Origin of the sequence: Paenibacillus cineris (assembly GCF_018333335.1) — a bacterium.
Lineage (GTDB): Bacteria > Bacillota > Bacilli > Paenibacillales > Paenibacillaceae > Paenibacillus_AQ > Paenibacillus_AQ favisporus.
In genome coordinates, this window is sequence record NZ_BORU01000004.1 from 123,952 (window position 1) to 142,292 (window position 18,341).

At 57.9% G+C, this 18,341-nt stretch carries 17 protein-coding genes; 5 read left to right on the plus strand and 12 right to left on the minus strand.

Going from position 1 to position 18,341, the window contains the following annotated elements; all coding sequences use genetic code 11:
• Positions 1–31 precede the first annotated feature (31 nt).
• The 7 genes from KI379_RS27345 to KI379_RS27375 all read right to left on the minus strand — a co-directional run bounded on the left by KI379_RS27345 (position 32) and on the right by KI379_RS27375 (position 8,477).
• Positions 32–1,213 carry an L-threonylcarbamoyladenylate synthase gene (locus KI379_RS27345; protein ID WP_212985579.1) on the minus strand — a complete coding sequence of 394 codons (1,182 nt, stop codon included), beginning with the start codon at positions 1,211–1,213 and terminating at the stop codon, positions 32–34.
• Positions 1,214–1,310: 97 nt separating this feature from the next.
• Positions 1,311–2,033: a stage II sporulation protein R gene (gene spoIIR, locus KI379_RS27350; RefSeq protein ID WP_212985763.1), complete on the minus strand. Its 723-nt coding sequence runs from the start codon at positions 2,031–2,033 to the stop codon at positions 1,311–1,313.
• A 316-nt stretch (positions 2,034–2,349) separates the two neighbouring features.
• Positions 2,350–3,549, minus strand: a complete 1,200-nt coding sequence (locus KI379_RS27355; protein WP_089549708.1) for an FtsW/RodA/SpoVE family cell cycle protein — start codon at positions 3,547–3,549, stop codon at positions 2,350–2,352.
• An 83-nt stretch (positions 3,550–3,632) separates the two neighbouring features.
• Entirely contained in the window at positions 3,633–4,871 is a 1,239-nt protein-coding gene (locus KI379_RS27360) for an FtsW/RodA/SpoVE family cell cycle protein (RefSeq protein ID WP_116233466.1), read from the minus strand.
• Between the two features lie 71 nt (positions 4,872–4,942).
• Positions 4,943–5,917, minus strand: a complete 975-nt coding sequence (locus KI379_RS27365; RefSeq protein WP_212985764.1) for a HemK/PrmC family methyltransferase — start codon at positions 5,915–5,917, stop codon at positions 4,943–4,945.
• 25 nt (positions 5,918–5,942) lie between these two features.
• Positions 5,943–7,010, minus strand: a complete 1,068-nt coding sequence (gene prfA, locus KI379_RS27370; RefSeq protein ID WP_076174707.1) for a peptide chain release factor 1 — start codon at positions 7,008–7,010, stop codon at positions 5,943–5,945.
• A 168-nt stretch (positions 7,011–7,178) separates the two neighbouring features.
• Positions 7,179–8,477, minus strand: a complete 1,299-nt coding sequence (locus KI379_RS27375) for an amino acid permease (protein ID WP_212985580.1) — start codon at positions 8,475–8,477, stop codon at positions 7,179–7,181.
• 193 nt (positions 8,478–8,670) lie between these two features.
• On the opposite strand from KI379_RS27375, the gene KI379_RS27380 reads away from it, so the two are divergent.
• The 5 genes from KI379_RS27380 to KI379_RS27400 all read left to right on the plus strand — a co-directional run bounded on the left by KI379_RS27380 (position 8,671) and on the right by KI379_RS27400 (position 12,238).
• Entirely contained in the window at positions 8,671–9,576 is a 906-nt protein-coding gene (locus KI379_RS27380; RefSeq protein WP_145139607.1) for a LysR family transcriptional regulator, read from the plus strand.
• Positions 9,577–9,667: 91 nt separating this feature from the next.
• Positions 9,668–10,201: an RNA polymerase sigma factor gene (locus KI379_RS27385; protein ID WP_163882721.1), complete on the plus strand. Its 534-nt coding sequence runs from the start codon at positions 9,668–9,670 to the stop codon at positions 10,199–10,201.
• The gene (locus KI379_RS27390) at positions 10,198–10,620 is read left to right on the plus strand and encodes a zf-HC2 domain-containing protein (protein ID WP_212985581.1); all 423 of its coding nucleotides are present in this window, start codon (positions 10,198–10,200) and stop codon (positions 10,618–10,620) included. Before KI379_RS27385 ends, KI379_RS27390 begins: the two co-directional genes overlap by 4 nt.
• Positions 10,617–11,138, plus strand: coding sequence for a hypothetical protein (locus KI379_RS27395; protein ID WP_076174717.1), 522 nt, complete (start codon positions 10,617–10,619; stop codon positions 11,136–11,138). Before KI379_RS27390 ends, KI379_RS27395 begins: the two co-directional genes overlap by 4 nt.
• A complete protein-coding gene (locus KI379_RS27400) occupies positions 11,135–12,238 on the plus strand; it encodes a DUF4097 family beta strand repeat-containing protein (protein ID WP_089549702.1) in 1,104 nt (367 codons plus the stop codon). Before KI379_RS27395 ends, KI379_RS27400 begins: the two co-directional genes overlap by 4 nt.
• A 178-nt stretch (positions 12,239–12,416) precedes the next feature.
• On the opposite strand, the gene ychF is transcribed toward KI379_RS27400, so the two are convergent.
• The 5 genes from ychF to fni form a co-directional block, all read right to left on the minus strand.
• The gene (gene ychF, locus KI379_RS27405; protein WP_076174721.1) at positions 12,417–13,517 is read right to left on the minus strand and encodes a redox-regulated ATPase YchF; all 1,101 of its coding nucleotides are present in this window, start codon (positions 13,515–13,517) and stop codon (positions 12,417–12,419) included.
• 327 nt (positions 13,518–13,844) lie between these two features.
• Positions 13,845–14,672: an energy-coupling factor transporter transmembrane component T family protein gene (locus KI379_RS27410; RefSeq protein WP_212985582.1), complete on the minus strand. Its 828-nt coding sequence runs from the start codon at positions 14,670–14,672 to the stop codon at positions 13,845–13,847.
• Positions 14,665–16,374, minus strand: a complete 1,710-nt coding sequence (locus KI379_RS27415) for an ABC transporter ATP-binding protein (RefSeq protein ID WP_212985765.1) — start codon at positions 16,372–16,374, stop codon at positions 14,665–14,667. The genes KI379_RS27410 and KI379_RS27415 overlap by 8 nt, the downstream gene beginning before the upstream one ends.
• Positions 16,375–16,415: 41 nt before the next feature.
• Complete coding sequence (locus KI379_RS27420; protein ID WP_084204127.1) at positions 16,416–16,976, minus strand: ECF-type riboflavin transporter substrate-binding protein; 561 nt, start codon at positions 16,974–16,976, stop codon at positions 16,416–16,418.
• 292 nt (positions 16,977–17,268) lie between these two features.
• Complete coding sequence (gene fni, locus KI379_RS27425; RefSeq protein WP_244879468.1) at positions 17,269–18,336, minus strand: type 2 isopentenyl-diphosphate Delta-isomerase; 1,068 nt, start codon at positions 18,334–18,336, stop codon at positions 17,269–17,271.
• Positions 18,337–18,341 lie beyond the last annotated feature (5 nt).

Genomic DNA, 18,341 nt, shown 5'->3' on the forward strand with positions numbered 1-18,341 from the left:
AATGATGTCTCTTAAAAGGTGCGGCGAGAGGTCACAAGCGCACAACCCGCTGGCCGGCGGCCTTGCGGAGCCGGTTCATGATGGCAGCGCCCAGACCCTCTTCCGGGCAGGCTTCCGACAAAATAAACGTCACGCCTTCTTCATCCATGCGGCGAAGAGCGGCGTACAGCCGGTGGGCGGCCGCTTCCAGTCCGGCAAGACTGCCGAGGGACTGCACGCAATCCGCGGCGTAACGGCCGATATGCTCCTCGAATGCCATCACGCCGGTTCTCTCCCCGCGTGCCGCCGCCGCCTTCAGCTGCTCATCGATCCAGCCGGATACCTGCTCCGGCGTGCCGCCCTGCACAATGGTGAGCGCACCCTTGGGAGCGTAATGCGTATATTTCATGCCGGGCGATTTCGGCGCGACGATCTCCTCTTCATCCGGAGAGCGTTCGATTCCCGGATCGGTCGTCACCGCCGTCCCGGAAGCGGCGGCTAGCTGCTCGCTCGTAATGCCGCCGGGCCGAAGAACGGTGACGCTGCCGTCCTCCTGAACCTGCACGACGGTGGATTCAAGGCCGACCCCGGTCGGCCCTCCGTCCAGAATACCGTCGACCAGCCCGCTCAAATCTTCCTCGACATGGCCCGCGAGCGTCGGGCTCGGCCGTCCCGAGCGGTTGGCGCTCGGCGCCGCCACCGGACAGCCGGACTCACCGATCAGCTTCAGCGCGATCGGATGGTCCGGCATCCGGATGCCGACTGTCGTCAGCCCCGCTGTTACCCGCGGGGACAGCACGCCCGGTCGAAGCGGCAGCACCAGCGTCAGCGGACCGGGCCAAAAGGCCGCCATCAGCCGCCGCGCCGTATCGCTGACCTCTGTCACGAGCCCGTCCAATTGGCTTGTATCCGCAATGTGGACGATGAGCGGATTGTCGGACGGCCGGCCCTTGGCCTTGAAAATCGCCTCGACAGCCTCCGTATTCCGGGCATCCGCCCCAAGGCCGTAGACCGTTTCGGTCGGAAAAGCAACGGTACCGCCATCCCGTAGAATGGCGGCTGCCCGGCCGATCGACTGCTCTGCACGAGACACCGCTTCCCTCTCCGCTTCTGCGGCAGCGATGCTGCGTCCCCTCAATACGGTCACATCCCATACCGGTGTGGCATGGCTCTTATTTGCATCATGGGCGGAAGGAGCGCTTCCTCCATCCTGCCCTTGGTTTAAACCTTTCATCGCTGTTCATTCCTGTCATCGAAATTGGTATGTTTTATTATAGCACATCTGCACAATCTCCAAGACGCATGCCCCTGGACAGGATGGCCGCTAGTTCCTAAGCGAACAGTCCCGTCAGCCAGGACCACAGCCCGGAGAGCATGTCTACCAGGAAGAAGCGAACTTCCGGCTGGGAGGCATCGGCCGCTGCTTTCCCGGAAGCTTGAGCGGCTGCAGTATCCGTCACCTTGGCCGACGCGGTGGTCACGGCGCCCTTAGCGTCACCCTTGGCATCCGCAGACTGAGCCTTGGCCTCGGCGGGCTGAGCCGCAGCATCTCCGCTGGCCGCATCAATGAAGCAGAGCGGAGGGAACAGCACGCACCACCAATTTTGACCGCTGCCTGCACCCAGTGTGATCCGGAGTGCTTCATAATTCCCGGCCGGATACACGGTACCGCCGTACAGTTTGGTCGGAAACGGCACGATGCCCAGTTCAACATGGTAATCGTAATGAATGCCTCTCTTCTCCAGCTCACGGCCCACCAGATCGTTCAGTTCCGGCAAATGCTCCCGGATCGTCGTTCTCGCCTGATCCAGGCTTTGCGGGTCCTCAAGCTCCTGTACCCAGCTGTTCATCTCCGCCACCACGGCATCGCGAATTTCGCGTTTGACCAGCTGGTCGTCCGGATTATCGGAATTGGCCAGGATGCGCAGGCGGATGGATTCCTGCGGAATCGGCCCGCCGGCCACGGCCGCGTCGGTCTTTTGACTCTCCCACATCATGGCGATCATAAACAAAATACAAAAAATAATAGCGGTATCCTTCACCAAGTCGCGCAGCCAGTCTTGCCCTCTATATTTCCCCTGCTTCATCGTCTTTTCCATTTTCCCCGGGCCCCTCTCTATCAGAACAAATCTATGATAGTTCTCAGTATGTCCGGGAATGGTAGAGTCTAAACCTAGCAATCTATAATATAGATTGAATTAAAGAAATCACACCTTTGACACGGATATTCCCCTTGGAAACAAGGAATGATAAGAAAACTCGAATTCATCTTATCTAGTATTTCTACGAGCTTTTAACCCGTAAAAAAAAGACCGCCTTCCCAAGCCCAAGGACTTGTCGAAAACGGTCGTTTCTTGTAAATCATCAGCTTCACATACCCGCCTTGGCCTGTCCGGCTTGAGCGGAAGCCCCTTTGTTTGCCGGGGTCAGCATCTCATCGTCCACTTCCTCCCCATGAACGCGCACGCTCATGACGATCCCGATGCTCGCCATATTGATCAGCAGCGAGGTTCCGCCGTAACTGATAAACGGCAGCGTAATCCCGGTCAGCGGCATCAGGCCGATGAAGGCGCCGATATTTTCGAAGATCTGATAGAGCATCATGGCGATAATGCCCACGATCAGAATCGGCCCTGCCCGGTCCCGGCACTCGAGACAGATCAGAATCATCCGGTGGATCAGGATAAAATAGAGCAGCAGCACGACCGATGAACCGACGAAGCCGAATTCCTCGGCGATTTCCACGAAAATGGAGTCCGAATAAGTATACGGCACGCGCCCGGATTGAACCGAAGACCCTTTCATATACCCTTCGCCGACCATGCCGCCGGATGCGATCGCCAGCTTGGCGTTTTTCGTATGATAGGACGCCTTGGCCGTCGCCTTATCCGGCACCAGCCATGGGTCGAGACGTTCCGTCCAGTGCTCCCGCCCGATGTCCTTCATAAACTTCTCAATGTTGTCGTGAAAATGGATGTAAGAAAAAATGCTTCCGACAGCGACGGCCGCCAACACCACCAGCGCAATCAGCGCATGCCAAAACTTGATGTTGCCGATCCAGAGCAGTCCGAGCAAAATCAGAACGTAGCTGAGCGCGTTCCCGAGGTCATTCTGAACCATAACGAGCGCAAACGGCACGAACGTCAGCAGTCCGATCGGGACTACGTCATGCCAGAACGTGAGCCTCGATTTATTTTTGCGCATAATGATATACGTCAGAAAAATAATCAGGATGAGCTTGAACAGCTCCGCAGGCTGCAAACTGAAGCTTCCCATCTTGATCCAGCCCTGGGCGCCGTTGACGTCGGTCCCGATGAAGTTAACCGCAACAAGCAGGGCCAACCCGAACAAATACAAATAAAGCGCATATTTGACAAGCAGCTTGTAATCGACGATAACCAGCCCAAAAAATGCGATGAAGGCAAGCACGTAAAACTCGATCATTTTAATATGGGAACCGGCAAACTTCGTCCCCTGTGTGACACTGTAAATGGACATGATGCTGATGCCCATGAAAATCAAAAGAATAAAAACGACGACATAATCCACTTTTTTCAGCTTTTGAAGCATGGCTATCCTCCTGTGCGGAGCCTTCCGCTCCTCGTTGCCCCTGATGCGTACCTGTCTATTGTAATAGAACAGCCATGCCATATTCAATTCCTGTTAAATCCATCCCGGATGAGGCGCAGAATTTTGCCCGTCCCTGTGGCCGGAGCCGGTTCGTTCTGCAGCGGGAGCAGCTCCTCTTCCTCCTGCCCGTGAATCCGGACGCTCATCACCACCCCGATGCTGACCATGTTGATCACCAGTGAAGTGCCGCCATAACTGATAAAAGGCAGCGTAATGCCGGTCAGCGGCATCAGACCGATAAAGGCGCCGATGTTGACAAAAATCTGGTAAATGAACATCGTGATAATGCCTGTAATCAGGTATGGCCCCGCCCGGTCGCGGCAGTCCGCCGCAATCAGAATCATGCGGTGGATCAGAATAAAATACAGCAGCAGCAGCGCCGACGAGCCGATAAATCCGTACTCCTCGGCAATCTGGACGAAGATCGAGTCGGCAAAAGCCAGCGGAACCCGGCCGTCAGACTGGATCGTCGTCCCCTGCATGTAGCCCTTGCCGTCCAGGCCGCCCGACCCGATCGCCAGCTTGGCGTTGTAGGTCTGCCAGCTGTCGTCACGGGAAGCTTTGTCCGGAACGAGCCAGGGGTCAAACCGCGCGATCCAATGCTCGCGGCCAATGGACTTGAACAACTTCGCCGCCTCGTCATGATAATGAATATAAGCCTGAATTCCGCCGAAGATGGCGGCAAAGGCCACGGCGAACCCGATCAGCGCATGAACATACCGGATGCCGCCGATCCACAGGAGCCCTACCAGAATGAGGAGATAGCAGAGCGCGTTCCCCAGGTCGTTTTGCGCCATCACCAGCATAAGCGGAACCAAGGTGAGGAGCCCCATCGGCACGACATCCCGCCAAAAATACAGGCCGCGGGACCGGTCTCGATTTTTCCTCAGCAGCAGGCTGGACAGAAAAATGACCAGGAACAGCTTGAACAGCTCGGCCGGCTGCAGGCTGAGTCCCCCGGGAAGGGTAAGCCAGCCGCGGGCACCGTAGTATTCGTTACCGGCAAACAGGACGAATAAGAGCAGCATCAGGCCGAAGATATACACATACAGTGCATATTTAATCAGCAGCTTATAATTGACGAGCGAAGTCGCCAGAAACCCTGCAAAGCCGATGACGTAATAGACGGCCATCCGCACCGAATAATGATCGGTTTTGGGCCGGCCGGCGGTGACGCTGTATATGGAAGTCAGACTGAACGCCATCAGGCAGAGCAGCACCAGCATGACGGCGAAATCCAATTGTTTCAGTTTGCGCAGCATATCCTTTCCTCCAGGGAAAACATAGGTAGTTCCATTGTAGAGGAAATTGGGTCAAAAAGAAAATTATGGGATCACCGGCGGACGCCGAGAACGTGGCGGTCAATGCCGGCGAGGTCCGGGATGATCATAATCTCATCCCAATGGCCCGCTTGGCGGAGCAGGTCTGCGACTTCGCCCGCCTGGCCGATCCCCAGCTCGAATCCGATGAGCCGGGGCGGCTCCTGCAGCAGCGGCAGCTGCTGCATCATGATGCGGTAAGGCGCGAGCCCGTCCGCTCCGCCGTCCAGCGCCGTGCGCGGCTCATGGTCGCGCACCTCGGGCTGCAGGCCGGGAATATCGGCCGCAGGAATGTACGGCGGGTTCGACACCAGGATGTCGACCCGCCGCCCCGCAAACGGCTCCAGCAGGTTGCCTTCTTCGAAGGCAACCTGGGCGCCGTTGGCTTCGGCGTTGCGCGCGGCGACCCGCAGCGCGTCCGCCGAGATGTCGCTGGCGTAGACCTGCCAGCGAGGGGCATGCAGCGCCAGCGTGACCGCAATGGCGCCGCTGCCGGTGCCGATGTCGGCCGCGACCAGCGGGCGCAGGCCGTCCGCGGTGCCGGCACCGCCGCCGGGCGCAGCGGCTGCGCGGCCCTGTGCCGCCGGACGAGCCGCTTCGCGGTCCGGCAGCTCCGCGTCAGCCGGTGCCGCTCCTTGCGGCCACAGCTGCTCGGCCTGCTGCAGCACGGCCTCCACGAGCAGCTCCGTCTCGGGCCGCGGGATCAGCACGGCGGGCGTCACCTGAAAGGGGATGCCGTAGAACTCCTGCTCCCCGATAATGTATTGGGCCGGTTCGCCCGCCGCCTTGCGGGAAATCACTTCCTCCCAGGCCTTCTGCCGCTCCGCCGGAAACGGATCGGGCAGCGCCATGTAATAGGCCGCGCCGGAGAGGCCCAGCACATGCTCCAGCAGCAGCTGGGCGTTCCGCTGCGGCTCCATCACTTCATGCGCCGCTAAAAAAGAGGAAGCCTCCGCAAAGGCTTCCCGTATACTCTGCTTTGTCGTCATCACAAACGTGCTTTCCTTCAAAGCCTTATTCCCCTTTATCCATCATTTCCGCCTGCTCCGCAATGTTCAGGGCCGAAATGATCTCTTCGATTTCGCCGTTCATCACCGAATCGAGCTTGTGCAGTGTCAATCCGATGCGGTGGTCGGTCACCCGGCTCTGCGGGAAGTTGTACGTGCGGATCCGCTCACTGCGGTCGCCAGTACCCACTTTGCTCTTCCGCTCACCGGCATACTTCGCTTCTTCTTCCTGCCGCATCATATCAAAGATCCGGGCACGAAGCACCTGAAGCGCCTTTTCCTTGTTCGAGTTCTGCGACTTGCCGTCCTGACAGGTGGCCACGATTCCGGTTGGAATATGGGTCACGCGAACGGCGGATTTCGTGGTGTTGACGGATTGTCCGCCCGCACCGCTGGAGCAGAACGTATCGACGCGGATATCCTTGTCATGGATTTCGATATCGATCTCTTCGACTTCCGGCATGACCGCCACCGTGGAAGTGGAAGTATGGATCCGTCCGCCGGACTCCGTCGTCGGGATGCGCTGCACGCGGTGCGCGCCGCTTTCGTATTTCATTTTGCTGTAGGCGCCGCGTCCGTTGATCATGAAGATGACTTCCTTGAAGCCGCCCAGATCGTTCGTATTGGCGTCCATCAGCTCTACGCGCCAGCCTTGGGTATCCGCATAACGCGTGTACATCCGGTACAGGTCGGAAGCGAACAGAGCCGCTTCATCGCCGCCCGCCGCGCCACGGATCTCCACGATGACGTTCTTGTCGTCGTTCGGGTCCTTCGGCAGGAGCAGAATGCGGATGCGCTCCTCCAGCTCAGTACGGCGCTGGGTCAGCTCCTCGATTTCCATCTTGACCATTTCACGCATTTCGTCGTCCAGCTTCTCAGCCTGAAGCGCTTTGGCGGATTCGAGTTCTTCCATAACGGATTTATATTCGGTATAAGCCTCATATGCAGGCTGCAAATCGGATTGTTCTTTGGAATATTCCCGCAGTCGCTTACTGTCGTTCGCAACGTCAGGATCGCAAAGCAGTTCACTAAGCTTCTCATAACGGTCCGCCAAGGATTGCAATCGGTCCAACACTGGGATTCACCTCTCCTATTTAAAAAATACACTAGGTATATATATGCTTTGATCGTTATCGCTGCTCTCTATCAAAATAGAGGGTAGACGACTTTTTATTATATCACGGTGCGCGCATATTTACCATAGCCGTCATGGGTGAACAGGATAGCCGAAAGCCTGTTTATGTTAAGCTTGCGCTTTGTTTTTCCGCCCTATACTTACCAAAAAATAAACGCCGCAAATGACCAACGGATACAAGATCGCCCACCCGACGAACGGAAACACCGCCGCCGTCAGGATAAAGGACAGCCAACTGACCGTCCGTCCCCACCGCTGGCCTTTCAGCAGCCGGATCCCGGCTGCGCAGCCGCCCAGATACGTCAAAATAAACGTGGCATTGGGGAGCGTAATCAGCGTGGTCAGGGACACCGCGCCGGTTCCGTACAGAACGAGCACGAGCACGAAACAGCCTGCCAGGAAGCCCAGTCCCCCGACAGGCGTCTGGAATCGGGACGACATCTTCCCCATCCAGGCCGGCGCCTTTCCTTCCCGGGCCAGCGCGTAAGCCAGCCTCGACGAAGCGCCGGTATACGAAATGACCGTGGCCGTGCAAATAAACATTCCCGTCAAGCCCGCGATAACGGCCCCGGCCGGACCGAGCAGCTTTTCAATAACCAGCAGCAGCGATACGTCCGATCCGCTCCCCCCATAGCTGTGCGTTCCCACCGTGGCCAAAGCCGTCAGAAAATACAGCACGCCGACGATGATGGCCGCAACCGTCACGCCCTGCACCGCCGCCCGTTTCGGGTCCACGAACTCCTCGGACAAATGCGATACCGCCTCCCAGCCGATAAAACACCAGAACAGAATGGCCGCACTCTGGCCGACGCTGATCCACCCTTCCGGCATAAAAGGCGTGAAGTGCCTTGCTTCCATATGGGGAAAAGAACCGGATATCGCCAGGATGAGCACCAGCACGATCGCCGATACGACGACGATTTGCACGCTGCCTGCCAGCTTCATGCCAAAGACGTTGATGAACAGGGACACAGCCAGCATCAGCGCGGCGATGACGATTCTGGCGCCGTCACCCAGTCCAAAGGCTGCAGTCATATACCCTGCTCCCGTCAATGCTGCTACCGGTGCGCCTATCGGCACCGACATGAGAAAAAACCAGCCGACCAGCGTCCCGGCTTTGGTGCCGTATGCTCTGGAGACAAACGAGGACACGCCCCCGGCATCGGGGTAACGCGCCGACAGCAGCCCCATGACAAGGGCCATCGGCAGGACGAGCAGCGTCATGAGCCCCCAGGACAGGAGCGAGGCCGGACCCGCGATATGCGCGGCGAGCCCCGGCACGATCAAGATACCGGATCCGAGCACCGAACCGATATATAAAGCGATAGCTTGAGGCAGCCGAATGGAAGAGGTTAAGTGTGATGCTGCAGAAGTTTTTTCGAATGAGGTCTTTTCTAATGAAGCCATATATTTGATCATCCTATCTGCTGTTAATGGTGTAACCGGCAGGGATTACCGGCCATTCTAGGGTTGTGCAGTGCTCACAGCTTAACAGATAATAGATGAATAGGTAAAACAGATTATTTTGATCGTTTCCATCGGGAGAACCGATAGATGATGATGGCCACGAATTCATATTTCGCATCATGGAGGATTATGGATGGACTTAAAACACTTACACACCTTCCGAACCGTTGCGGATACGCACGGCTTTACCAAAGCCGCCGAAATCCTGTCCTACGCCCAATCGAGCGTCACGGCGCAAATTCAGGCGCTGGAGGAGGAAGTCGGCTCGAAGCTGTTTGACCGTCTTGGGAAAAAGGTACAGCTTACAACCGCAGGCGAGCGCCTGCTGCCCTATGCCATCCAGCTGCTGGAGCTGCACGACCGGGCGCTGGCCGAAATGTCCGCTGGCGGAAGCCTGCCATCCGGGACGCTGAACATCGGCGCACCCGAGTCCCTTGCGGCGTTCCGCCTGCCGGACATTATAAAGGAATACACGGAGCTGTACCCGGACGTGAAGATCATTCTCCGGCCGGCCGGCTGCAAGGAGCTCAAGAAATTGGCCCTGTCCGGCGATATGGACCTGGTGTTCGTGCTGGAGCCGGAAGCGGATGACCCGCACTTGCAGTCGGAGACGCTCATTCATGAACCGATGGCGCTCATTGCGCCGCCGGCGCATCCCCTGACCCTGCTGCCGCAGGTTGATACTCTGGACTTGAAAGACGTTTCTTTTATCCATACCGAATCGGACTGCAGCTACCGCCTGCTGCTCGAACAGCATTTAAACAGCCACGCGATCTACAGCAGCAGCGACCTGGAGTTCTGGAGCATCGAGACGATCAAGCACTGCGTCATGTCCGGTCTCGGCATCTCCCTGCTGCCCGCCATTGCGGTCAAGGACGAGCTGTCCTCCGGCCGGCTCATCCGGCTCCCTTGGGACGACAGCCCCTGCCAAGTGGCCACGCAAATGCTGTACCATCCCGGAAAGTGGCTGTCTCCGGCCCTTGGGGAGTTCATCCGCCTGTCCCGGGAACATGCCGCCAGATGGCGCCAAAACGGCTGAATAAATTTTTTTAAAAAACTTTGCAGGGATGCCTCGACATGCGGCGTCTAACTTAACGTATCGGGAGGAGGGGAGAAGACTGGAAGAAGAGTTGCAGTGGATCCGGGCGGTCAAAGCCGGCCATCCGGAAGCCTATAAATTTCTGGTGCAGCGGTACCAGAGCATGGTATACCACGTATGCCTGAAAATGACCGCCGACAGCGTCTCGGCGAAAGATTTGTCGCAGGACATTTTCCTTAAGGCATATTCGGCCCTGCCTGCTTTTCGGGAAGAATCCTCCTTCTCCACCTGGCTGTATCAAATCGCCGTCCGGAAATGCCTGGACTGGAAAAGGGCCCACCAAAGGGAACAGGCGCGAAGGACGATGGGAGAGGTTAGCGAAAACGATTGGGTAACCGCCGAGACACCCGAGAAGATCGTCCTCTCCGAAGAGACGAACAGCCGGATCCGTCAAATCGTCGATGAGCTGCAGGAGCCGTATAAGTCGGCCGTGCAGATGTATTATTTTGAACAATGCTCCTATCAGGAGATTGCCAAGAGGCGGGGCATTACCGCCAAAACCGTTGAATCCCAGTTATACCGTGCCAGACAAATGATGCGTCAGAAAGGAGAGGAGCTCAGGTGAAATGCGAACTCATTCAATACCAGATGGCCGCTTACGCCGCCCATGAACTGCCGCCCGAAACCTCCCTCTTGATCGAAAAGCATTTGAACCATTGTCCGGAATGCCAGGCTTGGTATCAGGAAATTGTGGAGATATCCCTAATTTGGGAGAATCCCGGTCCGGTCATAGATATGCCGGATATCGTTGCCGGCGTGATGGAGGAAGTCCGTCAAATGCCGCCGCTGGCGGTAAGATCGCTGCCGAGAAGCCGGCCCCGCGAGTCGCAGAAATCCAAGCTGGCCCATTTCGGCCTTGCGGCCTGCCTGACCTTTTGCTTATTCCAATTCGGAATTTTCGAGCATCTGGGGAACGGGTTAACGGAGGCCACGCAGCATTTATCCACTCGAATGGAGCACATATTTAAGGAGGGTAACCCATGATTAGAAAAAGTAGATGGCTCACGTTTATGTTGTCCATGATTCCCGGCCTCGGCCATTTATATTTAGGATTCGCCAAACAGGGACTGCAGTACATGATCGGCGCCTGCGTCTGCATCATCCTCATCCCGTCGATTCCGATGCTGTTTCCGTTCGCTCTGGCGATTTTGTGGTTCTACCAGCTGTTTGACGCCCTGCAGAAGGCGAGCTGGATGAAAGCCGCAGCCATGGAGCATGAGCGGATGATGATGGGCCAGGATACCTTCGGCTATCCTTGGACCGAACGTGACTGGATTCAAATGAACGGATATCAGAAGGAATCGGCGGTCCATCCGTTTTGGATCGGGGCAACCTGCATCGGTATGGGTATCCTCGTCCTCCTCGTCGGCGTCTTCCCCGGCCTGTGGGAATGGCTGCTGAACCGCAATATTACCAGCGTGCTGCTGGCCGTCGGCCTGATCGTTTACGGCATGTGGCTGCTTGGCAAAAGACCAAACCATAAGGGAAGTGAGCATCTGTGACCGCACCGCTTGAGACGCGCCCGCCGGTCCGAAAGATCGGCAAATGGACCACCGCCATCGGATTGATCGGCCTTGGGGTCATCATCATTCTTCAAATGAATCAGTTCATCAGTTTTGAAGTTCTGAAATACGTATGGCCCACTCTGCTCATCCTGCTCGGCATTGAAGTTGTCATTTCCAATGTCGTGCATGCCAACCAGCGGGTTCGTCTGGGCGGCGGAAGCGTCACGATCCTGATCCTGCTTCTGATTGTCAGTGGAGCCCAGGCGATTTACCCCAACTGGACGTTCCTCTTTAACAAAGGTTACCTCAGCGCCGTGCAGGGATCGGTTCCGGCGCAGGGAGAAATCAAGCGGGTAGAAGTTTTCCTCGACAGCGGCAAGGTTAACGTAACGGAAGCTCAAGGCTCGAATATTGCCTATGAGGGAAAAGTCCGCGTGCGCACCGAATCCTCCCAGGCCAATGCCGACAAATGGACGAAGCAGCACTGGAAGTCGGAAACGTCGGGGGACACGCTGACCCTGACACTGGATAAACACCAGCCGGATATCGTCCTGATCGGCGGCTGGGCGATGCCTGAAGATTACTTTAACCTCCAGGTTCCGGAGTCCGTCGAAGTGGAAGTGCATACGAAAAATTCCACCATCGACGCTTCCGGACTTCATGCCGGACTGACGGCCGTGACGTCGAACGGCACCCTGAACGTAAAGGATATCCAGGGCAAGGTGTCGGCCAAGACCAGCAACGGCCGGATCGTAGCCACGAACATCAACGGCCCTTCGGAGCTGGTGACCAGCAACGGTACGGTGACGGCCAACCAGCTTGGCGGCCCGGTCTACATCCGGACCAGCAACGGCGCCGTTCGGGGCGATAGCGGCATCGCCGGCAATTGGGACGTGAAAACCTCAAACGGCAGCATTAACCTGACCGTTTCCGAGGATGCCAGCGCCAAGCTGACCGCCAAGACGTCCAACTCCTCCATCAAGGGCAACATCGGCTGGGTGGATGAGAGCGACTCCCGCGCCACGGCCACCTTGGGAGACGGACAGTTTACCGTGGGGCTGGCCACGTCCAACGGCAGCATTACTGTGAATCATTAAGGAGCTGTGATCGTCGCAGGCTGCAAGCGATAATCAGCCTTTCGCGCTGGGTAGGACGGGGATAACCGACCACTCTGTCCTACCAAAAAACCGCCATTCCAAGGGTTACCCGGGGAATGGCGGTTTTACGTTGACTATCAGCTTACTCAATATCTAAATGTTTGCCTCAATTACACGTTTACACGTTGAAACGGAAATGCATTACGTCGCCGTCCGCAACGACATAATCTTTGCCCTCCAGGCGAAGCTGGCCGCGTTCCTTCGCGGCGTTCATGGTACCGGCGGCGACCAGATCGTCGTAGGAGACGACTTCGGCACGAATAAAGCCGCGCTCAAAATCGGTGTGGATGACGCCGGCTGCCTGCGGCGCCTTCGTTCCTTTGCGGATCGTCCACGCGCGCACTTCCTGCACACCTGCCGTAAAGTACGTGTACAGGCCGAGCAGGCGGTAAGCCGCCTTGATCAGACGGTTCAGGCCGGACTCTTCGAGACCGAGCTCCTCCAGGAACATTTCCTTGTCTTCCCCTTCCAGCTCGGCGATTTCCGCCTCGACCTTGGCGCTGATCGGAACGACTTCGGCGTTCTCGCCTGCCGCAAAGTCCTTGACCTGCTGCACGTATGGATTGCTGTCCGCGTCGGCCACGCCATCCTCGCTGACATTGGCAGCATACAGAACCGGCTTCAGGGTCAGCAGGTGCAGATCGCGCACGATCACTTTCTCTTCGTCCGACAGCTCCACGCTGCGGGCCGGCTGGTCATTGTACAGCGCTTCTTTCAGGCGCTCCAGCACTTCAACTTCCTGGGCGTACTGCTTGTTGCCGCCCTTCATGTTTTTGCGCGAACGGTCGATGCGCTTCTCCACGCTCTCCAGGTCGGCCAGGATCAGCTCCAGGTTGATGGTTTGAATGTCGCTGACCGGGTTGACCTTGCCGTCCACGTGTGTGATGTTCTCGTCCTCGAAGCAGCGCACCACGTGCACGATCGCATCCACCTCGCGGATATGGGCGAGGAACTTGTTGCCCAGACCTTCCCCTTTGCTCGCGCCGCGGACCAGGCCGGCGATATCGACGAATTCAAAAGCGGTCGGTACGGTTTTGTTCGGCTGGACCAGCTCGGTCAGCTTATCCAGACGCTCGTCCGGAACCTCGACAACCCCGACGTTTGGATCAATCGTACAGAACGGATAGTTGGCGGACTCGGCGCCCGCCTGGGTAATTGCGTTAAACAACGTGGATTTGCCGACGTTCGGCAGTCCAACGATCCCTGCTTTCAAAGCCATTTATATGACAACTCCTATTTAGGTAATAGTTAAACAGACGTCTCTCAATCCTACCCATTATATATTAGAACCCCCGGAGCGGCAAGGATTGGACTTTACGATCGGACGCCCGGCTTAAGCCTTTATTTCGCCCTGCTGCTGGGATGAAACGAACCGGGGAGCGTAAAGTGCCTAAGGATAAAGATGAAGCGATCGTGGGAAAAACGAAAGGCGGCAAAGTGAATGAAAGCTGCGAAAACCAATGCCGCAGACGCAGGCAATCAAGCTTTCGACGAAAAAGACCCGGATTCTCCGGGCCCTACTGCCAGAACATTTGCCAGACGATCTCTAAAAAGGATACCAAAACCCTTTCAGCACCTGCACCTTCAGCCAAATGCCTACTGCCAGCAGCAGCACGCCAAGCACGGCCAACGTCCAGTCCAGCCCTTCCATCTCCTTGCCGCTGTACCAGGTGCGTTTTTTCTCCGTACCAAAGCCCCGCAGCTCCATGGCGTTCGTCACCGAATCGATCCGGTGCAGCGCGGACTGCAGCACAGGAACGACGACCGCCGCCAAGTTACGCAGGCGCTGGGCGATGCTGCCGTCCTCTTTCGTAATCCCCATGCCGCGCGCCTGCATCGAGTTCAGCGTGCTCCGGAATTCTTCCGTCAGGTCCGGAATATAGCGGAGGGCAATGCTCACGGCGTAGGCGATTTTATAAGGGACGCCGATCCGGTTCAAACTGCCGGCAAATGCGCTAGGCTGCGTAGTAAAAATGCACAGGATCGTAATCGGCAGCAGCGTCAAATATTTGGCCGACAGCGTCAGCACATAAAACAGCGTCTCCGCATTGATCGTGTTATAGCCGAGCGGAATCAGCGGCGTATCCGTACCCGTCAGCCGAGTGCCGAAGGTCGGCGTGATGAGCAGAATAAAGATGCCGTTCAGTACCGTGAAAATAATCATCAGCCAAAACAAAAATGCCATTTTTTTAAAAGGAATCCCTGCCGTCACCAGCAGCGCAATCCCGACAACCAGCATCAGCACAAACACCCGCAGGTCCAAAAACATGTACGTCATGACCGTCCAGGCCATAAACAGCACCAGCTTGACCGCTCCGTCCAGCCGGTGAAACAGCGAGTTCCCCGTGACATAGAGGCTGCCCGTTCTATTCATGGCCCTTTTTCCCCTTCTTCTCTGCGTTGATAAAAGCCTGCACAAACCGCTCCGGCGAAGCCAGGCCGTTGGCTTTGGCGAAAAGGGACAGCGACGTCTCCTTCAAATGGGCCGGCTCCGTCACCTCCGGACGGCTGAGCACCGAGGCGACCGTGTCGGCGGCGAGCACCTCGCCCCCGCTGAGCACCACGGCGCGCTGCGCGTACTCCAAAGCCAGATACATGTCGTGCGTAATGAGCAGGAAGGCGATGTCTTGTCCGGCCAATTGCTCGATAAAATCCATAAACTCCTGGTAATGCCGATAGTCCTGGCCGGCCGTGGGCTCATCCAAAATCATCAGCTTTGGCGCCAGCACGAGAATCGCGGCGATGCTGAGCCGCTTCTTCTGGCCGTAGCTGAGCGCGGAAACGGGCCAGTTGCGGAAAGGATACAGCCCGCAGGTTTGCAGGACGCCCGCGACCCGCTCCTTGATTTCAGCGGCAGGCACCCCGCGGACCTTCAGGCCGAGGCCAACCTCGTCTGCGATCATATGCTGCGTGATCATCCGGTTCGGGTTCTGCATCACATAGCCGATCGCTTCACCCCGGCGGCGGATCGACCACGAAGCCATATCCTGGCCTGCATAAGACATCGAGCCGGACTGCGGCTTCAGAATGCCCGTAATCAGCTGGGACAGCGTCGATTTGCCCGCCCCGTTGTTCCCCAGGAGCGCAACGATCTCTCCGGCGCCGACTTGCAGCGATACATCCTTGAGAACCGGCTGGCCGGGCTCATACCCAAAGGTCAGCCCGCGTACGTCCAGCAGCGGTTCTGCAGGATGTGACGGCGCCCCGGCAGCTGCCTGTTCGCTCCATCCATCCAGCCGCTCACCAAGGCCGGGAATGCCCAGCGGCTGCGGCCGGCTGAGGCCTTGAACACCGTCCAGGGATACGCCGGCATACCGCAGCGCATCGACATACAGCGGCGGCCGCAAGCCGCAGCCGCGCAGCAGGCCGGACGCCAGAATCTCGTCCGGCGTACCGACCGCCTCGATGCCTCCGTCCTTCATCAGCACGATCCGGTCGATCGGCTGCTGCAGCACATCCTCCACCCGGTGCTCGATGAGGATGACCGTTTTGCCGCCCTGCCGGTGGATATCGTCGATGAGCTGCATCGCTTTGCGACCGCCCGCCGGATCGAGGTTGGCCAGCGGCTCGTCGAACAGCAGCACCTCCGCATCCGTCGACAGCACGCCGGCCAGGGATACGCTCTGCTTCTGTCCGCCCGACAGCTCGTAAGGGCTGTGGTCGATATATTCCAGCATGCCGACCCGCTCTAGGGAAACGGCGGTTTCCCGCTTCATCTGCTCGCGGGGCATCGCTTTATTTTCCATGACAAACGCCACGTCCTCGGCCACGCTTAGGCCCACAAACTGGGAGTCCTGGTCCTGCAAAATCGTTCCCACCGTGCGGCTCAGCTCGAAAATGCTCAATTCGGCAGGATTCCGTCCGGCAATACTCAGACGGCCGCGGATGTCTCCGCCGTAGGTAAAAGGAATAAGCCCATTGATACAATGGGCCAAAGTCGATTTGCCGGAGCCGCTGGGACCGGCGATCCAGATCTTTTCTCCGGGATAAATGTCCAGCGTAATGTCCTTCAGCGTGGGCTCCGACTGATTTTTATATTTAAAACTGTACTGTTGAAACGAGATGATCGGCTGCATCATGACGTAAATCTCCTATCCTGTGGCGCTCTGCCAAGCACCTACTCGTTGACGCTCAAATTGCTGACTTTGGCGTTTCTGCGGGCAAATCCGATCACAGCCGGAACCCCGAGCACCAAAAAGACGACAATATTCGAAATCGAAGCGGCCGTGACCTGCACCAGCAGCTTATCCGACGGCTCGCCCATAAACGTGATGTCAAACCATCCTGAGAAGAGCAGCGACAGAATGATGCCGACGACGCCGTATACGATGAACAGGCCGATATGCTTTCCTTTGTATGTACCGTTCTGCGGGTCAAACCCTTTGGATAAGTAAATGAGTCCCATAAATGCGGCCGTAATGCCGGAACCGAGCGCCCAGCCCCACCATACCGTACCGCTGGTGAGCAGGTCGTTCAGCACGTGGCCGATCAGCCCCGCGATAAACCCGACCACCGGGCCGAACAGGGCGCCGAAAATCGCCAGCAGCGCAATCGCCGGACGCAGCGAGGTATCGGGTCCCACGGGAATTCCAATAAAGCTGGTGGCTCCATAGAGGGCCGCACCGATGCCTATCGTCACCACAGTTCTTGTGTTCAACTGAAAAATGGATTTCTTCAAAGCAGAGTCACCTTCCCCTTTACATCAATTCAACAACCTTCATGTCCTAAAGGCGAACATTTCGCGTTATTTGTACTCTTAATATAAGGGCAGGCAGAAACGAAGGCAAAACTTTTTTTGGTAAATATTATATAAATTTTTTGGATCGATCGCCGCACGGAACGCGGAAACATCCATAAGGGCAGCAAAAAAGGCCTTATTTCCGATGAGGAAAATGGGCCTTTGGTTGATTGTTTGCTTTTTGGCATCATCCAGCTGACTGCGGCCTGGGGGCTGCGGTCCGCCGCCCGGGTTACGGCCGGGTCCGCACCAGCCGGCGCGTACCCTTCAGCGCGGCGACGTCCGCCGCGCCAATGCCAAACATCGCGGTGCGCAGCTCGAACTCGACCTGCGCCAGCGCCTCGTCCAGCGCCTGCTCGGACGAGACGGCCGGGCCGAGCAGGCTGCGGCCAAAGCCCGCGAGATCGGCGCCGAGCGCCAGCGCCTTGGCGGCGTCCACGCCGCCCTGCAGCCCGCCGCTGCCGATCAGCCCTCCGTGCGGGGATACCGCCCGCACCTCGGCAATGCACTCCGCGGTCGGGATGCCCCAGCCCGCGAAAGCCTCCGCCGCCCGGCGCCTAACCGCGTCCCGGCTGCGGAACTTCTCGACCTGGCTCCACGAAGTCCCGCCGGCGCCGGCCACATCGACGAAGGCCGCGCCGGCGTCGTACAGCCGCGCCGCCGTATCCCCGTCGATGCCCCAGCCGACCTCCTTGACACCGACCGGCACGTCCAACCGGCGGCACACCTCTCCGATCCGGAACAGCAGGCCGCTGAAATTCGTGTTCCCCTCCGGCTGGAACACCTCCTGCAGGCCGTTCAGGTGCAGCACAAGCATGTCCGCTCCGGCGATATCGACGGCCCTTTGGCACTGCTCCACGCCGAAGCCGTAGTTCAGCTGGACCGCGCCCAGGTTCGCGATCACCGGGATCGTCGGCGCATGCGTGCGCACATGGAAGGTCGGTGCGAGCTCCTCCTTCTCCACCGCCGCGCGGACCGAGCCGACCCCGAGCGCCCAGCCGCGCCGCTCGGCGACGGCAGCCAGGCGGGCGTTGATCGCCCCGGTCGTTTCGCTTCCGCCCGTCATGGAGCTGATCAGGAGCGGCGTCCGGAGCGTCCGCCCGAGGAAGGAGGCTTCGAGGGAAATCTCCTCGAAGCCAATCTCCGGCAGCGCACAGTGGCGAAAGCGGTACTGCTCCAGGCCGGAGGTCACGCCACTGCCCACATCTTCGCTCAGGCACAGGCGCACGTGCTCGATTTTTCTTTCCCCTGTAGGTATTTCGGGCAGCAAAGACCCGCTTTCCGCTTCGTTTCCGTTCATCTGAT